Origin of the sequence: Pseudomonas sp. SF2, from assembly GCF_036858055.1 — a bacterium.
Taxonomy (GTDB): Bacteria; Pseudomonadota; Gammaproteobacteria; order Pseudomonadales; family Pseudomonadaceae; genus Aquipseudomonas.
The window spans coordinates 209,192-226,955 of the sequence record NZ_JAMBDI010000007.1; the positions used below are offsets into that span (position 1 = coordinate 209,192).

A 17,764-nucleotide genomic window follows, 5' to 3' on the forward strand; every position below is an offset into this window, starting at 1 on the left:
AAGCCCGCGAAAGCGGGCTTTTTAGTGCCTGTAGAAATCAGTAACCGCTTAGGACGTTGACGATCACACCACTGGCAATAGCCACCAGCACATAGTCCCCGTTCACATACAACCAGCGGTGATCACGGGGTGGAGCATACAGGTGGCGTGCTTTCCAGTCGGTCACCCAGTAACGGTCGCCACGGTAATGCGGGTCAACCACATGACCGCGATGCCACTGTTGATGCGGAACCGGCATGCCCGGTTGTGGGCGGAAGTTCGGGTCGCGGTAGGCGGGACCGCGGCCATTGTCATGGCGGCCTTGGTGCTGTGGCTGACCATGGGGCGGGTTGCCTTGGTGTGCAGGGCCGCCATCATGCCGATCAGGTGGGCCCGGCTGCGCGAAGCTGGCCAAGGGGGCGCTGAGCATGAGCGCGGCGCAGATCACGGTTAGGGTCTTTTTCATTTGATGCGGTCCTCTGCATGTTAACGCCTGGCGGGAGCTGACAGGTTGCCAGGTTCGGTTAACTGATCAGACCACAATCCTTCCCGCTTAATGTCAGTGCAGAGGTAAAGGTCCGGTAAAGGTCCGTGAAGCGCCATCCCTATGGGAGCGGGTGTGGTGCTGTATTCAGGTCCTGTGACGTACCTGTGGGAGCCGGCTTGCCGGCGATAGGGCCGGCGCAGCCCACGCGTCAATTCAGGCCAAGTTCCTTCAACCGGCGATACAGCGTGCGCTCACTCAGGCCAAGGTGACGGGCCAGTTCACTGCGCGAGCCCTTGAACTGTTCCAGTGCCTGCGCCAGTTCACCCAGGTGATTGCGCCGGCCACCTGCCTTGATCGCCCCCGCCGGTCCGATATCCTCCGGCAAATGCTCCGGCCGGATCAGCCCGTCATCGGCAAACAGGCGTGCCCTTTCCAGAATGTTGCGCAGCTCGCGAATGTTGCCCGGGAATGGATGCAGGCCAAGCTGCTGCAAGGCATCGTCGCTCAGCCTGGGCGTCGGCTTGCCTGCCATGCGTTGCAACAGGCTCTGCGCTAGCAGGGGTAAATCTTCCACACGTTCGCGCAATGCCGGCAGGCGGATCGGGAAGCCGCTGATGCGGTAATACAGGTCTTCGCGGAAGGTACCATCCGCCACCATCTGCCGGAGGGGTTTGTGCGTCGCTGAAACAAGACGAAAATCCGAATGCACCGTGCGCAGGCTACCCACAGGGCGGAAGCTGCCGGACTCGATCAGGCGCAGCAGCTTCACCTGCATCGCCAGCGGTACTTCGCCAATTTCATCGAGGAACAGGGTGCCGCCATGCGCCGCTTCGGCGAGGCCGATCTTGCGCTGGTTGGCGCCAGTGAACGCGCCCTTCTCGTAGCCGAACAGCTCGCTCTCGAACAACGACTCGGTCAGGCCGGTACAGTCGACCACCACCAACGGGCCGTTGGCCCTTGGGCTGCCCATGTGCACCGCGCGGGCGAACAGTTCCTTGCCGGTACCCGACTCACCCTGCAGCAACACCGGGATCTGCGCCGGCGCAGCACGCTGCAGGCTGGCCAGGGCCGCCTTGAACGCTGGCGCCCGGCCGACCAGACCTTGCTCCTGGGGCTGCGCCGATGCGAGGGTGATGCTGGTCAGGCGTTCGACAAAGGCCACCACCCTGCCCTGTTCATCCAGGATCGGCCGCAGCTCGACATCCACATGCTCGGGGCCGCGTGGCGTGTGATGAATGTGCAGCACCCGCTCCGGTACCTTGCTGTGCCATGCCTTGCGCATCGGGCAATGCTCGCCGGCCTGGTCGCAAGGTACGGCATAGTGGTGCGAGACCTTGTGGCATTTTTCGCCCAGCGGCGCCTGCTCATGGCGACCGAACTGGCGGCGATAGGCAGCGTTGGCGGCCAGGATGTTGTAGTCGGTATCCAGCACGATGGTTGGCAGGGCATCGTGCTCAAGGTAGGAAACCAGGGCTAGGATGAGGGGATGGGCTTCAGGCATGACGGCACCGATTGGATGACCGGCGCAGGGTAACAAGGACTGCCAAACACTGCCATTGGCTGACAGTCGACTGCCAGCCGCGCTGCCACTGTCATCGGCAACTGTCAGCAACGGGCCGGTTTCATTGGCCCGCTCGCGAGAAAATGCCTGGCATGCATCTTGATAAACCTCCTGGCACTGCCTGCGCCTGTACAAGGCCGGGTGGATAAATTGGAGAACGTGATGATCATCGGCAACAACCTGCACGTGGACGCCTTTTACGACCAGGCGACCTCGACCATCAGCTACCTGGTCATGGACCTTGAAACCCGCCAGTGCGCATTGATTGACAGTGTGCTGGATTACGACCCCAAGTCCGGGCGCACCTGCACTGCCTCGGCCGACCGCCTGATCCAGCGAGTGGCCGAGCTTGAAGCCAGCGTGCAGTGGGTGCTGGAAACCCATGTGCATGCCGACCACCTTTCGGCAGCGGCTTATTTGAAGGAAAAGCTCGGCGGCCATACCGCCATCGGCGCCCACATCACCCAGGTACAGAAAGTGTTCGGCGCCTTGTTCAATGCCGAGCCTGGCTTCGCCCGCGATGGCAGCCAGTTCGATGTGCTGTTCGAAGACGAGGAAGGTTTCCGCATTGGCAACCTGCATGCCCGCGCGCTGCACACCCCAGGGCACACGCCTGCGTGCATGAGCTTCATGATCGAGGACGCCGGCGAGACCGCGGTGTTCGTCGGCGACACCTTGTTCATGCCCGATTACGGTACTGCTCGCTGTGACTTCCCGGGGGCCGATGCTCGCACCCTGTACCGCTCGATCCGTCGCTTGCTGGCCTTCCCCGACCAGACCCGGCTGTTCATGTGCCACGACTACCTGCCAGGTGGCCGCGACATGCAGTACGTCACCACCGTGGCCGAGCAGCGCGCCAGCAATATTCATATCCATCAGGGTGTCGATGAGGACAGCTTCGTCGCCATGCGTGAAGCCCGCGACAAGACTCTCGACATGCCCGTGCTGATCCTGCCTTCGGTGCAGGTGAACATGCGCAGCGGCCAGTTCCCCGCGCCGGAAGAGAACGGTGTGAGCTACCTGAAGATTCCGCTGAACAAGCTGTGACCGCCCTGCCCCATAACCAGATTTCCAGGATTTACCGCCATGTCTGCCTTGTTGTCCCCTGCCAATACCGACCACCACAAAGTGGTCATCGTCGGTGCCGGTGCCGCCGGCATCGCCACTGCTTCCAGCCTGATCAGCCGTGACCCGTCGCTGGATGTGACCTTGATCGACCCCGCCGAGGTGCACTACTACCAGCCTGGTTGGACCATGGTCGGTGCCGGCGTGTTCAAGGCACCCAGCACTGCTCGTACCATGGCCTCGATCATCCCGCGGGGTGTGCGCTGGATAAAGGCACGGGTGCAGGGGTTCGACCCGCTGGGCCAACTGGTCCTCCTCGAAGGCGGCCGCGCCATCAGTTATGAACAGCTGGTGGTCTGCCCTGGCCTCAAGCTGGATTGGGCGGCCATTGATGGCCTCAGCGAGACCTTGGGCCGCAACGGCGTCACCTCCAACTACCGCTACGACCTGGCGCCCTATACCTGGGAGCTGGTGCAGAAGCTCAAGCAAGGTCGCGCCCTGTTCTGCCAGCCACCCATGCCGATCAAGTGCGCGGGCGCGCCGCAGAAGGCGCTGTACCTGTCTTGCGACCACTGGCTGCGGCACGGTCACCTGGGGGCCGTAAAAGCCAGCTTCTTCAATGCCGGCGCGGTGTTGTTCGGTGTGGCGGACTACGTGCCCGCCTTGATGAAGTACATCGAGAAGTACGCTGTGGACCTCAATTTTTCCCACCGCCTGGTAGCCGTGGATGGCCCGAACAAGCGCGCCACCTTCGCGCGTACCTTGGCCGATGGCAGCAGCGAAACCCGTATCGAGGCGTTCGACATGCTGCACGTGGTACCGCCGCAGGTGGCACCGGACTTCATTCGTGAAAGCCCATTGGCCGACAGCGCCGGCTGGGTCGATGTCGATCCGCACACCCTGCGCCATCGCCACTTCACCAATGTCCATGCCTTGGGGGACGTGGCCAACACCAGCAATGCCAAGACCGCCGCCGCTGCCCGCAAGCAGGCGCCGGTCGTGGCCAACAATGTGCTGGTGGCCCTGGGCAGGCTACCCACCCTGGCCCGATACGATGGCTATGGCTCGTGCCCGCTCACCGTCGAGCGCGGCAAGATCGTCCTGGCCGAATTCACCTATGGCGGCAAGCTGGCACCGAGCTTCCCCAGCTGGTTGCTGGATGGCCGTAAACCGACGCGTCTGGCCTGGTTGCTCAAGGCACAGGCGCTGCCACCCTTGTACTGGAAAGGCATGCTCAAGGGCCGCGAGTGGCTGGCGCGCCCGCAGTTGGTCGCCGAGGATGGGCAGTGATCGAACATCAATTATTAGGCGCGGGCCTGGGCGCGATCATCGGTGCCGTGCTGGCGTTGACCGGTGCCGGCGGTGGCATTCTCGCTGTCCCTTTGCTGGTGTTCGGCCTGGGCCTGTCGATGGTCGAGGCGGCACCGGTCGGCCTGCTGGCCGTAGGCATGGCAGCGGCGGTGGGGGCTGTGCTGGGCTTGCGTCAGGGGCTGGTGCGCTACCGGGCGGCGCTGTTCATCGCATTGATCGGTGTGGCAGCGGCGCCGTTCGGGCTGATGCTGGCGCACCGCCTGCCGAACACGCCACTGCAGTTGGTGTTCGCCGGGGTGCTGGTGTACGCCTGCGTGCGTATCTGGCGCAAGGCGGCCAAGGAACTGCGCGGCGCAGGCAATGACGCCCATCGCTACATCGAACCCTGTGTGTTGAACCCGCTGCAGGGCCGTTTGCGCTGGACCCTGCCCTGCGCGCGCGCCCTGGCCTTCACCGGCGCATTGTCCGGGCTGCTGTCCGGCTTGCTGGGCGTGGGTGGTGGTTTTGTCATCATCCCGGCCCTGAACCGCTACACCAACCTGCGCATGACCAGCATCGTCTCCACCTCGCTGGCGGTGATCGCCCTGGTGTCCACCGGCAGTGTGGTCAGCGCCAGCCTGGCAGGGGTGATGCACTGGCAGGTTGGCGCCCCGTTCGCCGGCGGCGCGGTGCTCGGCCTGCTGCTGGCGCGGCCATTGGCGGCCAGGCTGGCCGGGCCGCGCTTGCAGCAGATGTTTGCCGTGGCCGGTTGGGCTGCGGCCTTGCTGCTGGCCGGCAAGGCGCTACTGGGCTAACAGCTCGCCCTGTTCTGCCGCACACAGCGCCAGCAGGTAGTCCCACACTACCCGCAGGCGCACCGACTTGTGCAGTTCGCGGCGGGTGCAGATCCAGTAGCTACGCTGGATGGTTTCGCCAGGCAGCACGCGCACCAGCGTCGGGTCGTGGCGGGCCATGTAGTTGGGCAGTACGGCAATGCCCAGCCCGGCGCGGGCGGCGGTTTGCTGGGCGATTACGCTGGTGCTGCGAAACACCACGTTGGGGGCCCGGCAGAAGCTGTTGAGAAACAGCAGTTCCTGGCTGAACAGCAAGTCGTCGACGTAGCCGATCCAGCTGTGCCGGGCCAGGTCCTCGCGGTTGCGCAGCGGTGGCGCGCGGTCCAGGTAGGCCTGGCTGGCGTACAGGGCCAGGCGATAGTCGGTGAGCTTGCGGGTGATCAGCAGGTCGGCGTTGGGCCGTTCCAGGTGGATGCTGATCTCTGCCTCGCGGTTGAGGATGCTGACGAAGCGCGGCACCGCCACCAGCTCCACTTCCAGGCCGGGGTAGCGGTCGAACAGCGCATTCATGCGCGGAGTGAAGAACATGATGCCGATGCCTTCGGTCACCCCCAGGCGAATCTTGCCCAGCGGCGTGATGGCCTGGGTGATTTCTTCCTGCGCCAGCAGGGCGACGTTTTCCATGGCCTCGGCGTGCTTGAGCAGAGCCTGGCCCGAGGGGGTCAGTTCATAGCCCTGGGCATGCTGCACGAACAGCGCAGTACCCAGGCTTTGCTCGATGCTCTCGATGTGCCGGGCCACGGTGCTGTGGGTGGTGTTGAGGCGCTTGGCGGCGGTAAGCAAGCGGCCGCTGCGCTGCAACTCGAGGAAAAACCGCAGATCGTTCCAGTCGAACATGCTGATCCTTTTTGGCAGTTCGTTGCGGCCTCTTCGCGGGCACGCCCGCTCCCACAAGGTAACGCGATCCCTGTGGGAGCGGGCGTGCCCGCGAAGAGGGCGGTACAGGCTTACCCCTGTGCTAAAACGCACAGCGGCTGCGCGAAATCTCGTGTTTCCTCCACGAAATTACTCACTAAGATGGATCGGGACAAGAATAATAATCAGGCCCGAGGTTGCACATGCCATCAGCCGATTCTGTCTTCGACTACGTGGTCGTAGGGGCCGGTCCCGCCGGTTGCCTGCTGGCCAATCGTTTGTCCGCCGACCCTTCCTGCCGCGTGCTGCTGCTGGAAGCGGGTGGCCGTGACAACTATCCCTGGATCCATATCCCCGTCGGTTACCTCTATTGCATCGGCAACCCGCGCACCGACTGGTGCTTCAAGACCGAGGCGCAGCCTGGCCTGGGCGGTCGTGCGCTGGGCTATCCACGGGGCAAGGTGCTGGGTGGCTGCTCCTCGATCAACGGCATGATCTACATGCGCGGCCAGGCCACCGACTATGACCGTTGGGCCGAGCAAGGCAACGACGGCTGGGCCTGGAAGGATGTCCTGCCACTGTTCAAGGCCAGCGAAAGCCACTTTGCCGGCGCCAGTGAGCACCACGGCGGTGAAGGCGAATGGCGGGTCGAGCGCCAGCGTTACAGTTGGCCGATCCTCGATGCCTTCCGAGATGCCGCCGAACAAAGTGGTATCGGCAAGGTCGATGACTTCAATACCGGCGACAACCAGGGTTGTGGATATTTCCAGGTCAACCAGCGCGGTGGTGTGCGCTGGAACGCCTCCAAGGCCTTCCTGAGGCCGATCAAGGACCGCCCCAACCTCACTGTGCTGACCAGCGTCCAGGTTGATCAGGTGCTGCTCAACAACACCCGAGCACGGGCGGTGAAGGCGTTCTGGCAAGGTGCCTGGCACGAGTTTGCGGCGCGTCGCGAGATCATCCTCTGTGCGGGCGCGGTGGGCTCACCCGGTATCCTGCAGCGCTCCGGCATCGGCCCACGGCAGCTGCTGGAAAGCCTGGGTATCGGCGTGCGTCACGACATGCCAGGCGTTGGCGGCAACCTGCAGGATCACCTGCAACTGCGCCTGATCTACCAGATCCGCAATACCCGCACCTTGAACCAGATGGCCAACAGCCTGTGGGGCAAGATGGGCATGGGCCTGCGCTACCTCTATGACCGCAGTGGCCCGCTGGCCATGGCGCCGAGCCAACTGGGCGCATTCGTGCGTTCCAGCCCGGAGCAGGCCACCGCCAACCTGCAGTACCACGTGCAGCCGCTGTCACTTGAACGCTTCGGCGAGCCACTGCACAGGTTCCCGGCCTTTACTGCTTCGGTGTGCAACCTGCGCCCGGCCAGCCGCGGGCGTATCGATATCCGCAGCAGCGACATGAACAGCACGCCGCTGATCGACCCCAACTACCTCAGCGACCCCCAGGACCTGCGCGTCGCCGCCGATGCCATTCGCCTTACCCGGCGCATCGTCCAGGCCCCTGCCCTCGCTGCGTTCGACCCAAGGGAATACCTGCCGGGCCCAGCCCTGCAAACCGAGGAAGAGCTGTTCGAAGCCGCCGGCAAGATCGGCACCACCATCTTTCACCCGGTCGGCACCTGTCGCATGGGCAATGGCGAACTGGACGTTGTGGATAACCAGTTGCGCGTGCACGGCATCCCCGGCCTGCGCGTGGCTGACGCCTCGATCATGCCGCAGATCACCTCCGGCAATACCTGTTCACCCACCCTGATGATCGCCGAGAAGGCGGCGCAACTGATTCTCAAAGGAGCTGCTACCCAGACCTATCTGAACGAAGACGCGATACCGACGCCCTGACCCCGGGGTGCGTGCAGTACCGGCAGCTAGCGGTCAGAAGCTGCCGACAGTGGAACAACAAGAATAATCACTGTGGCCTGCGGGCCGAGGACAGCAACGATGTCGGATTACATCCAAGAGCAGGGTGCGGCGGCCAGCAGCGCCAGCGGCCGTGAAGAACGCAAGATCATTTTCGCGTCATCCCTCGGGACAGTTTTCGAGTGGTATGACTTTTTTCTCTATGGTGCGTTGGCAGCGGTCATCAGCAAGCAGTTCTTCGCTGGCGTGAACGATACCACCGCCTTCATCTTCGCCCTCATGGCCTTTGCCGCCGGCTTTCTGGTGCGGCCGTTCGGCGCGCTGGTGTTCGGCCGCCTGGGCGACATGATCGGGCGCAAGTACACCTTCCTGGTCACCATCGTGCTGATGGGCCTGTCCACCTTCGCGGTGGGGCTGTTGCCCACCTACGCCAGCATTGGCATCGCAGCACCGATCATCCTGGTGGTCCTGCGCATGCTGCAGGGGCTGGCGCTGGGCGGTGAGTACGGCGGTGCGGCCACCTATGTGGCAGAGCATGCGCCGCCCGGCAAGCGCGGCTTCCACACGGGCTTCATTCAGTCCACCGCCACCCTCGGCCTGCTGCTGTCGCTGGTAGTGGTGCTGGGCAGCCGCTATATCAGTGGTGACCAGTTCGAAACCTGGGGCTGGCGCCTGCCGTTCCTGCTGTCGATCGTGCTGCTGGCGATTTCCACCTGGATCCGCATGAGCATGCACGAGTCGCCGGCCTTCGTGAAAATGAAGGCCCAAGGCAAGGTCAGCAAGTCGCCGATCCGTGAGTCGTTCACCTCCTGGCCGAACCTGAAAGTGGTGCTTACCGCCTTGTTCAGCATTAACGCCGGGCAAGCCGTGACCTTCTACACGGCGCAGTTCTACGTGCTGTTCTTCATGACCCAGATGCTGAAGATGGACCCGGCACAGGCCAATACCTTGCTGATCATCAGCGTGGTCATTGGTGCGCCGTTCTTCGTGTTCTTCGGCTGGTTGTCCGACCGTATTGGCCGCAAGCCGATCCTGATGCTCGGCCTGCTGCTGGCCACGGTGCTGTACTTCCCGCTGTTCAAGGCGCTGAGCCACTACGCCAACCCACAGATCGACGCGGCCAGCCGCCAGGCGCCGATCGTGGTCACTGCCGACCCACAAGGCTGTACCTTCCAGTTCGACCCGGTGGGCAAGGCGCGTTTCGACAGCCCGTGCGACAAGGTCAAGACTTTCCTGGTCAAGCAGGGCCTGCCCTATAGCTCGGTGGATGTGGCCGGTAGCGATGTGGTGGTGAACATCGGTGACAAGACCATCAACGGCTTCGACGAAGCGGCCATGCGTGCGGCGGTGGAACAGGCCGGCTACCCGGCCAAGGCCGACCCTGCTCAGGTCAACCAGGTGATGGTGGTGGTGCTGATCGTGGCGATGATCCTGATCGCGACGATGACCTATGGGCCGCTGGCGGCGGTAATGGTCGAGCTGTTCCCGACCCGTATCCGCTACACCTCGATGTCGCTGCCCTACCACATTGGCAACGGCTGGTTCGGTGGCTTCCTGCCAACGGTGTCGTTCGCGCTGGTGGTGTATACGGGGGATATCTTCTACGGGCTGTGGTACCCGGTGCTGGTGACCGGGGTCAGCCTGGTGGTGGGGATCTTCTGCCTGAAAGAAACCAAGGATGTGGATATCGACAAGATCTGACGCAGCTCAAGGCCTGCACCAAATGCTCAGGCGCTGAAGCGCTTGTTGTGGGAGCGGCCTTGTGTCGCGATTGGGCTGCGCAGCGGCCCCAGGATTTCAGCTGTGATGCATGAATTGCCGGGGCCGCCTTGCGGCCCTTTCGCGACGCAAGGCCGCTCCCACAGTCTTCTCCCACAGAGGGTGCAATCCTGCTACCGAGCCCATAAAAAAACCGGCTGTAAAAGCCGGTTTTCTTATGCCCCAAAAAAACTTATGCACGATTTTCAGAAAAATGTCATACACAGAAATAAACAGCTAATTCAAACACTTAGCTATCACTTCAGGCATTTAATCCAAAAACAGTTCACAAGTTATCCACAGATGGTCAGGCCATCTGCTCCTGGGGTTTTTCCTCTGCTGGCGGCAGCGAACCCATGGCCCGCTGGGTCGCTTCATTCCACGCCGCGGCGCGGTCGTTGAGCTCGGCAATGGCCCGTGGCCCGGTGCCGTTGGCGTACATCGGCTTGCCAATCACCACCTCGATGGTGCCAGCGCGCTTGCCCCAACCGGTTTTCGGCCAGAACTTGCCGGCGTTGTGGGCAATCGGCAGCACTGGCAGCCCGGCATTCACCGCCAGCGCGGTACCGCCACGGGAGAACTTGCCCATGGTGCCGAACGGCACACGGGTCCCTTCCGGGAAGATCAGCACCCAGATCTTCTGCTTGAGCAACTCATCACCCTTGCTGGCTACCTGGCGCAGGGCTTCCTTGGGGTTGTCACGGTTGATCGCGATCGGCCGCAGCATCGCCATGGCCCAACCGAAGAACGGCACGTACAGCAACTCGCGCTTGAGCACCTGGCTCAGCGGCGAAAAGTACTGGGAAAGGAAGAAGGTTTCCCAGGTGCTCTGGTGGTTGGACAGGATCACGCAAGGCTCATCAGGCACGTTCTCGGCGCCAGTGACCTTGTAGTCGATACCCAGGATGGTGCGCACCAGGAACAACGCGCAACGGCACCAGTACACGTTGATGAACTTGTAGCGCTTGGGGAACGACAGGAACGGCGCGACGAAGAAGCTCAGCGAGCACCACAGCAGCGAACTGGTGCCCAGCAGCAGGTAAAAAAGAAAGATTCTGATCGCCTGCAGGATCGACATAGTGGCTTGTACCATTGCGGGGCATGCCCGCCTGAGAAAAATGCGCCCGAAGGCGCACTGTTTAAATTAGTTCTCTGGCGATAGCTGCCAGATCGTCGAAAATCAGTGTAGTTTCCGGGACGCCTTTTTCCAGGGTCCGCTCGCCCTTGCCGGTTTTCACCAGCACGGGTTGTGCACCGACGGCCAGGGCGGCCTCCAGGTCACCTTTGCTGTCGCCAACGAACCAGACGCCTTCCAGGCCGACCTGGTAATGCTCGGCGATCGCCCGCAGCATGCCAGGCTTGGGCTTGCGGCAATCGCAGCCTTCGTCCGGCCCGTGCGGGCAATACACGATGTGGCCCACCTCGCCACCCTGCTCGGCCACCAGCGCGCGCAGGCGCGCGTGCATGGCCTCGAGGGTTGCCAGCGCATAGTAGCCACGGGCAATGCCGGACTGGTTGGTGGCAACGGCCACCGTCCAGCCCGCCTTGCTCAACTGCGCGATCGCTTCGACCGAGCCAGGGATCGGCACCCACTCGTCCAGCGTCTTGATGTAGGCGTCGGAGTCGTGGTTGATGACTCCGTCACGGTCGAGAATCAGCAGTTTCAAGGCTTACCCCAGCAGCGAAATGTCGGCCACGCCCAGGAACAGGCCGCGCAGGCGGCTGAGCAGGGCATAACGGTTGGCGCGTACCTTGGCGTCCTCGGCGTTCACCATCACTGCCTCGAAGAAGGCGTCGACCGGGTCACGCAGGGCCGCCAGGCGGGCCAGCGATTCGCTGTACTGGCGTGCAGCTGCCATCGGTTGCACGGCCTGGTCGGCCTGCTGGATGGCCGAGTACAGGGAGAACTCGTTGGCATTGTCGAAGTACTTCGGCTCGACGTGATCGGCGATGGCGCCTTCGGCCTTGCTCAGCAGGTTCGACACGCGCTTGTTCACCGCCGCCAGGGCCTCGGCTTCCGGCAGCTTGCGGAAGGCTTGTACAGCCTGCACACGCTGGTCGAAGTCCAGGGCAGAACCTGGCTGCAGGGCACGTACCGACAGGTAGGTGGCCACGTCGATGCCTTCGTCTTCGTAGCGTGCACGCAGGCGGTCGAAAATGAACTCCAGTACCTGCTCGGCCAGGCCGGCGGCCTTGACCTTGGCGCCGAACTGCTTGACTGCGAACTCGACCGCGCCGGTCAGGTCCAGGTCCAGCTGCTTCTCGATCAGGATACGCAGCACGCCCAGGGCAGCACGGCGCAGGGCGTACGGGTCCTTGCTGCCGGTCGGCAGCATGCCGATGCCGAAGATGCCGACCAGGGTGTCGAGCTTGTCGGCGATGGCCACGGCAGCACCGGTGAGGGTCTGCGGCAGCTCGGCGCCAGCACCGCGCGGCATGTACTGCTCGTTCAGGGCCAGGGCCACGTCTTCCGGCTCACCATCGTTGAGCGCGTAGTAGTAACCGGCAACACCCTGCATCTCAGGGAATTCGCCGACCATCTCGGTGGCCAGGTCGCACTTCGACAGCAGGCCGGCACGGCCGGCGCGCTGGGCGTCGCCGCCAATCAGCGGGGCGATGAAGGCGGCCAGCCGGGAAACGCGCTCGGCCTTGTCGTACACGGTGCCCAGCTGAGCCTGGAACACCACGTTCTTCAGGCGCTCGTTGAAGGTTTCCAGCGGCTGCTTCTTGTCCTGCTTGAAGAAGAACTCGGCATCGGTCAGGCGTGGGCGCACGACCTTCTCGTTGCCTTGCACGATCTGCTTCGGGTCACGGCTTTCGACGTTGGCCACGGTGATGAAGCGCGGCAGCAGCTTGCCTTCGCTGTCCAGCAGGCAGAAGTACTTCTGGTTGTCCTGCATGGTGGTGATCAGGGCTTCCTGCGGCACTTCGAGGAAACGCTCCTCGAACGAGCACACCAGCGGCACTGGCCACTCCACCAGAGCGGTCACTTCGTCCAGCAGCGCCGGTGGCACGATGGCTGTGCCTTCCTGCTGCATGGCCAGCTCGGCGGTACGCTTGCTGATCAGCTCGCGGCGCTCGGCGAAGTCGGCCAGCACGTACGCTTTGCGCAGGTCTTCGACGTAGTTGGCCGGGGTGGTGATGACCACGTTTTCCGGGTGGTGGAAGCGGTGGCCACGGGATTCACGGCCGGCCTTCTGCGACAGGATGGTGCAGTCGACCACCTGGTCGCCCAGCAGCATCACCAGCCATTGGGTCGGGCGCACGAACTCTTCACGGCTGGCCGCCCAGCGCATGCGCTTGGGGATCGGCAGGTCGTTGAGCGAATCTTCGACGATGGTCGGCAGCAGGCCAGCGGTGGCCTTGCCCGGGATGTGCTGGGAGAAGCGCAGCTTGGGGCCGCTCTGGTCGATTTCCGACAGCTCCACACCGCATTTCTTGGCAAAGCCCAAGGCAGCCTGGGTCGGCTCGCCGTCTTTGAAAGCAGCCTGCAGGGGCGGGCCGTCGATGTTGATGCTGCGGTCAGGCTGCTGCACGTCCAGCTGGCGGATCAGCACGGCCAGGCGACGCGGCGCGGCGTATACCTGCTTGCCGGTGTAGTTCAGGCCAGCGGCCTGCAGGCCTTTCTCGATACCGGCCAGGAAAGCTTCGCCGAGGCTGGCGAGGGCCTTCGGCGGCAGCTCTTCGGTGCCCAGTTCTACCAGGAAATCTTGAGCACTCATTGTGCAGCCTCCAGCTTAGCCAACACTTCGTCACGCAGTTCAGGGGTAGCCATCGGGAAGCCCAGGCGTGCACGGGCTTGCAGATAGCTTTGCGCCACGTCCCGGGCCAGGGTACGTACACGCAGGATGTAGCGCTGGCGCTCGGTTACCGAGATGGCGCGGCGGGCGTCCAGCAGGTTGAAGGTGTGCGAGGCCTTCAGGACCATTTCATAAGTCGGCAGCGGCAGCTCAAGCTTGATCAGGCGGTTGGCTTCGCTTTCGTAGAAGTCGAACAGTTCGAACAGCTTCTCGACGTTGGCGTGTTCGAAGTTGTAGGTCGACTGCTCCACTTCGTTCTGGTGGAACACGTCACCGTAGGTGACCTTGCCGAACGGGCCGTCGGCCCACACCAGGTCGTACACCGAGTCGACGCCCTGGATGTACATGGCCAGGCGCTCGAGGCCGTAGGTGATTTCACCGGTGACCGGGTAGCACTCGATGCCGCCTACCTGCTGGAAGTAGGTGAACTGGGTGACTTCCATGCCGTTGAGCCAGATTTCCCAACCCAGGCCCCAGGCGCCGAGGGTCGGCGATTCCCAGTTGTCTTCGACGAAGCGAATGTCGTGGACCAGCGGGTCCAGGCCGATGGCTTTCAGCGAGCCGAGGTACAGCTCCTGGAAGTTGGCCGGGTTGGGCTTGAGTACCACCTGGAACTGGTAGTAGTGCTGCAGGCGGTTGGGGTTTTCGCCATACCGCCCGTCGGCAGGGCGACGGCTAGGCTGCACATAGGCGGCGTTCCAGGTTTCTGGACCCACGGCGCGCAGGAATGTAGCGGTGTGGAAAGTGCCGGCGCCTACTTCCATATCGTAGGGCTGAAGCACCACACAACCTTGCTCGGCCCAGTAGTTCTGCAGGGCGAGGATCAGGTCTTGGAAGGTACGCACGGCTGGCGTAGGCTGGCTCACGAAATTCACCTGTATCTGGGGATGCGGATGTAAAGAGCGGGAGTATAACCTGATTCGCCTCGCCCTCTACTCATTGGAGCCTTATGCCACGCTGCTTTTGGTGTACCGACGATCCGTTGTACCAGGCCTACCATGACCAGGAATGGGGAACGCCACAGCGTGACCCGGCGTTGCTGTTCGAGATGCTTTTGCTCGAAGGGTTCCAGGCGGGGCTGTCGTGGATCACCGTATTGCGCAAACGCGAGCGTTATCGCGAGGTGATGCACGGCTTCGATCCGGTGAAACTCGCCGTCATGAGCGACGAACGCATCGAGGAGCTGATGCAGGATGCCGGTATCATCCGCAACCGCCTCAAGCTCAAGGCTGCCAGGCGTAACGCGCAGGCCTGGCTGGCTGTGGATAACCCCGCCGAATGGCTGTGGTCGTTTGTTGGTGGGGCGCCGAAGATCAACCACTTCACGGGGCGCAGCGAGGTGCCAGCAGTTACCGATGAAGCCAAGGCAATGAGCAAAGCCCTGCAGAAAGCCGGCTTCACCTTCGTTGGCCCGACCATCTGCTATGCCTTCATGCAGGCCACCGGCATGGTCATGGACCACACCACCGATTGCGATCGCTACGCCGCCTTGTTGCGTTGAGGGGTTACAATGCGCGCCTTGCTGAAATAAGGAATTCGCCTGTGGAAAAGTTCAAGGGCGCCCTGATGGTCGGGGTGCTGCGTCTGTTTGCCAAGCTGCCCTGGGGCGCTGTGCAGCGCGTCGGCGCCGGTATCGGCTGGCTGATGTGGAAGATCCCCAACGGCTCGCGCAATGTCGTGCGTATCAACCTGGCCAAATGCTTCCCGGAGATGGACCCGGTCGAACGCGAGCAACTGGTGGGTCGCGCGTTGAAGGATATCGGTAAATCCTTCGTCGAAAGTGCCTGTGCCTGGATCTGGCCGCCGCAGCGCTCGCTGGAGCTGGTCAAGGAAGTGCACGGCCTGGAAGTGCTGGAGCAGGCCCTGGCTTCGGGCAAGGGTGTGGTCGGTATCACCAGCCACCTGGGCAACTGGGAGGTGCTGAACCACTTCTACTGCAACCAGTGCAAACCGATCATTTTCTACCGCCCGCCGAAGCTGAAGGCGGTGGATGACCTGCTGCGCGAGCAGCGCGTGCAGATGGGCAACCGCGTGGCGCCTTCGACCAAGGAAGGCATCCTCAGCGTGATCAAGGAAGTGCGCCGTGGTGGCCAGGTGGGTATTCCTGCCGACCCGGAGCCGGCGGAGTCGGCGGGGGTGTTCGTACCGTTCCTGGGCACCCAGGCGCTGACCAGCAAGTTCGTGCCGAACATGCTGGCCGGGGGCAAGGCGGTGGGGGTGTTCCTGCATGCCCTGCGGCTGCCGGATGGTTCGGGCTTCAAGGTGTTCCTGGAGGCGGCGCCGGAAGAGATGTACAGCACCGACGTGACGGTGTCGGCGGCGGCAATGAGCAAGGTGGTCGAGCGCTATGTGCGCGAGTACCCCAGCCAGTACATGTGGAGCATGAAGCGCTTCAAGAAGCGCCCGGCCGGCGAGCCACGCTGGTATTGATTGTTTCACTGTCCCCCTGTGGGAGCGGGTTTACCCGCGAATGCGTCGGTGAATCCAGCATCGCATTCGCGGGTGAACCCGCTCCCACAGGGATCGCGTCAACCTGATATCTTGTTGAGTTTCTTCAGGAACACGGTCATCTCTTTCTCGGCCTGCTTGTCGCCATGGGCCTGCGCCGCGACGATCCCCTCCTCCCAGGCCTTGCGCGCCGCCGCCAGGTCACCCTGCAGCTGATGCGCCTTGCCCAGCAGCTTCCACGCCGCCGAGTACTTCGGGTCCTGTTCCACGCAGCGCGCCAGGTGTACCGCCGCTTCAGCGCCATTGCCTTCATCCAGCCAAGCCTTGCCCAGCCCGAACCTCAGCAACGGGTTATCCACACCCTTGGCCAGCATTTTCTCCAGCGATTCGCGCATGCCCTGTGCTCCTAGAAGAAACTCAAGCCGACGTGGAACAGCTTCTCCACATCCCGAATATGCTTTTTATCCACAACGAACAGGATCACATGGTCGCCCGATTCGATCATGGTGTCGTCGTGGGCAATCATCACCTCTTCGTCACGAATGATCGCACCGATGGTAGTACCCGGCGGCAAGGCGATGTCTTCGATCGCCTTGCCGACCACCTTGCTCGATTTCGAATCGCCGTGCGCCACCGCTTCGATAGCCTCGGCCGCGCCGCGGCGCAGCGAGTGCACGCTGACGATGTCGCCACGGCGTACGTGCGCCAGCAGGGTGCCGATGGTCGCCAGCTGCGGGCTGATGGCGATGTCGATGTCACCACCCTGCACCAGGTCGACATAGGCCGGGTTGTTGATGATGGTCATCACCTTGCGCGCACCCAGGCGCTTGGCCAGCAGCGACGACATGATGTTGGCTTCGTCGTCGTTGGTCAGGGCCAGGAAGATGTCGGCGTCGGCGATGTTCTCCTCGAGCATCAGGTCCTTGTCCGAGGCGCTGCCCTGCAGCACCACGGTGCTTTCCAGGGTGTCGGAGAGGTGTCGGCAACGGGCCGGGCTCATCTCGATGATCTTCACCTGGTAACGGCTTTCGATGGCCTCGGCCAGGCGTTCGCCGATCTGCCCGCCACCGGCGATGACCACGCGCTTGTTGGTTTCGTCGATACGGCGCAGCTCGCCCATCACCGCGCGGATGTCCTTCTTCGCGGCGATGAAGAACACTTCGTCGTCGGCTTCGATCACCGTGTCGCCCCGCGGGGTGATGGGACGGTCGCGGCGGAAGATGGCCGCCACGCGGGTGTCGACGTTGGGCATGTGCGCGCGGATCTGGCGAAGTTGCTGGCCCACCAGCGGGCCACCGTAGTACGCCTTCACTGCCACCAGCTGGGCCTTGCCTTCGGCGAAGTCGATCACCTGCAGCGAGCCCGGGTGCTCGATCAGGCGCTTGATGTAGTTGGTCACCACCTGCTCGGGGCTGATCAGCACATCGACCGGGATATGGTCGTTGTCGAACAGCTCTTCGCGGGTCAGGTAGGCCGACTCGCGCACCCGGGCGATCTTGGTCGGGGTGTGGAACAGCGAATAGGCCACCTGGCAGGCGACCATGTTGGTCTCGTCACTGTTGGTTACTGCCACCAGCATGTCGGCGTCGTCGGCACCGGCCTGGCGCAGCACCGTAGGCAGCGAGCCGCGGCCTTGCACGGTGCGAATGTCCAGGCGGTCGCCCAGGTCGCGCAGGCGGTCGCCATCAGTGTCGACCACGGTGATGTCGTTGGCTTCGCTGGCCAGGTGCTCAGCCAGCGTACCGCCTACCTGGCCTGCGCCGAGGATGATGATCTTCATCCGCTACTCCCTACCTTTT

At 63.1% G+C, this 17,764-nt stretch carries 16 protein-coding genes; 7 read left to right on the plus strand and 9 right to left on the minus strand.

Annotated features, from left to right (window positions below; genetic code table 11):
* Nucleotides 1-37 precede the first annotated feature (37 nt).
* On the minus strand, nucleotides 38-445 hold the full coding sequence (locus tag M2S36_RS04790; protein WP_207831414.1) for an RcnB family protein: 408 nt from the start codon (nucleotides 443-445) through the stop codon (nucleotides 38-40).
* Nucleotides 446-674: 229 nt separating this feature from the next.
* A complete protein-coding gene (locus M2S36_RS04795) occupies nucleotides 675-1,967 on the minus strand; it encodes a sigma-54 interaction domain-containing protein (RefSeq protein ID WP_233687621.1) in 1,293 nt (430 codons plus the stop codon).
* Between the two features lie 222 nt (nucleotides 1,968-2,189).
* Here M2S36_RS04795 and M2S36_RS04800 point away from each other — a divergent pair, with 222 nt between their 5' ends.
* The 3 genes from M2S36_RS04800 to M2S36_RS04810 are packed head-to-tail and all read left to right on the plus strand — an operon-like array spanning nucleotide 2,190 to nucleotide 5,197.
* Nucleotides 2,190-3,074, plus strand: a complete 885-nt coding sequence (locus tag M2S36_RS04800) for an MBL fold metallo-hydrolase (RefSeq protein WP_063912298.1) — start codon at nucleotides 2,190-2,192, stop codon at nucleotides 3,072-3,074.
* Nucleotides 3,075-3,113: 39 nt separating this feature from the next.
* On the plus strand, nucleotides 3,114-4,382 hold the full coding sequence (locus M2S36_RS04805; RefSeq protein ID WP_233687622.1) for an NAD(P)/FAD-dependent oxidoreductase: 1,269 nt from the start codon (nucleotides 3,114-3,116) through the stop codon (nucleotides 4,380-4,382).
* Nucleotides 4,379-5,197, plus strand: coding sequence for a sulfite exporter TauE/SafE family protein (locus tag M2S36_RS04810; protein WP_207831422.1), 819 nt, complete (start codon nucleotides 4,379-4,381; stop codon nucleotides 5,195-5,197). Before M2S36_RS04805 ends, M2S36_RS04810 begins: the two co-directional genes overlap by 4 nt.
* On the opposite strand, the gene M2S36_RS04815 is transcribed toward M2S36_RS04810, so the two are convergent.
* A complete protein-coding gene (locus tag M2S36_RS04815) occupies nucleotides 5,186-6,073 on the minus strand; it encodes a LysR family transcriptional regulator (protein ID WP_063912301.1) in 888 nt (295 codons plus the stop codon). The genes M2S36_RS04810 and M2S36_RS04815 overlap by 12 nt on opposite strands.
* A 221-nt stretch (nucleotides 6,074-6,294) precedes the next feature.
* Between M2S36_RS04815 and M2S36_RS04820 the strand changes: the two genes are divergently transcribed.
* Together M2S36_RS04820 and M2S36_RS04825 are read left to right on the plus strand one after the other, a co-directional pair.
* On the plus strand, nucleotides 6,295-7,941 hold the full coding sequence (locus M2S36_RS04820; protein ID WP_333956783.1) for a GMC family oxidoreductase: 1,647 nt from the start codon (nucleotides 6,295-6,297) through the stop codon (nucleotides 7,939-7,941).
* A 99-nt stretch (nucleotides 7,942-8,040) separates the two neighbouring features.
* Complete coding sequence (locus M2S36_RS04825) at nucleotides 8,041-9,660, plus strand: MFS transporter (RefSeq protein WP_063912303.1); 1,620 nt, start codon at nucleotides 8,041-8,043, stop codon at nucleotides 9,658-9,660.
* Between the two features lie 364 nt (nucleotides 9,661-10,024).
* Here the strand turns inward: M2S36_RS04825 and M2S36_RS04830 are convergent, their stop codons facing one another.
* Genes M2S36_RS04830 through glyQ form a run of 4 tightly spaced genes read right to left on the minus strand, consistent with a single transcriptional unit; the run spans nucleotide 10,025 to nucleotide 14,383 of the window.
* Nucleotides 10,025-10,810 (minus strand): lysophospholipid acyltransferase family protein, encoded by a 786-nt coding sequence (locus tag M2S36_RS04830; RefSeq protein ID WP_207831427.1) that lies wholly within the window; start codon nucleotides 10,808-10,810, stop codon nucleotides 10,025-10,027.
* 46 nt (nucleotides 10,811-10,856) lie between these two features.
* On the minus strand, nucleotides 10,857-11,384 hold the full coding sequence (gene gmhB, locus M2S36_RS04835; protein ID WP_085601056.1) for a D-glycero-beta-D-manno-heptose 1,7-bisphosphate 7-phosphatase: 528 nt from the start codon (nucleotides 11,382-11,384) through the stop codon (nucleotides 10,857-10,859).
* A 3-nt stretch (nucleotides 11,385-11,387) separates the two neighbouring features.
* A complete protein-coding gene (gene glyS, locus M2S36_RS04840) occupies nucleotides 11,388-13,439 on the minus strand; it encodes a glycine--tRNA ligase subunit beta (protein WP_063912305.1) in 2,052 nt (683 codons plus the stop codon).
* Entirely contained in the window at nucleotides 13,436-14,383 is a 948-nt protein-coding gene (glyQ, locus tag M2S36_RS04845) for a glycine--tRNA ligase subunit alpha (RefSeq protein ID WP_023377955.1), read from the minus strand. The genes glyS and glyQ overlap by 4 nt, the downstream gene beginning before the upstream one ends.
* An 83-nt stretch (nucleotides 14,384-14,466) precedes the next feature.
* Between glyQ and M2S36_RS04850 the strand changes: the two genes are divergently transcribed.
* A complete protein-coding gene (locus M2S36_RS04850; protein WP_233687625.1) occupies nucleotides 14,467-15,018 on the plus strand; it encodes a DNA-3-methyladenine glycosylase I in 552 nt (183 codons plus the stop codon).
* Between the two features lie 41 nt (nucleotides 15,019-15,059).
* A complete protein-coding gene (locus tag M2S36_RS04855) occupies nucleotides 15,060-15,947 on the plus strand; it encodes a lysophospholipid acyltransferase (RefSeq protein ID WP_063912307.1) in 888 nt (295 codons plus the stop codon).
* A 98-nt stretch (nucleotides 15,948-16,045) separates the two neighbouring features.
* On the opposite strand, the gene M2S36_RS04860 is transcribed toward M2S36_RS04855, so the two are convergent.
* Both M2S36_RS04860 and trkA read right to left on the minus strand, forming a co-directional pair.
* Complete coding sequence (locus M2S36_RS04860; RefSeq protein ID WP_333956784.1) at nucleotides 16,046-16,360, minus strand: tetratricopeptide repeat protein; 315 nt, start codon at nucleotides 16,358-16,360, stop codon at nucleotides 16,046-16,048.
* A gap of 11 nt (nucleotides 16,361-16,371) precedes the next feature.
* Nucleotides 16,372-17,745, minus strand: coding sequence for a Trk system potassium transporter TrkA (gene trkA / locus M2S36_RS04865; RefSeq protein WP_013970264.1), 1,374 nt, complete (start codon nucleotides 17,743-17,745; stop codon nucleotides 16,372-16,374).
* Between the last annotated feature and the right edge of the window lie 19 nt (nucleotides 17,746-17,764).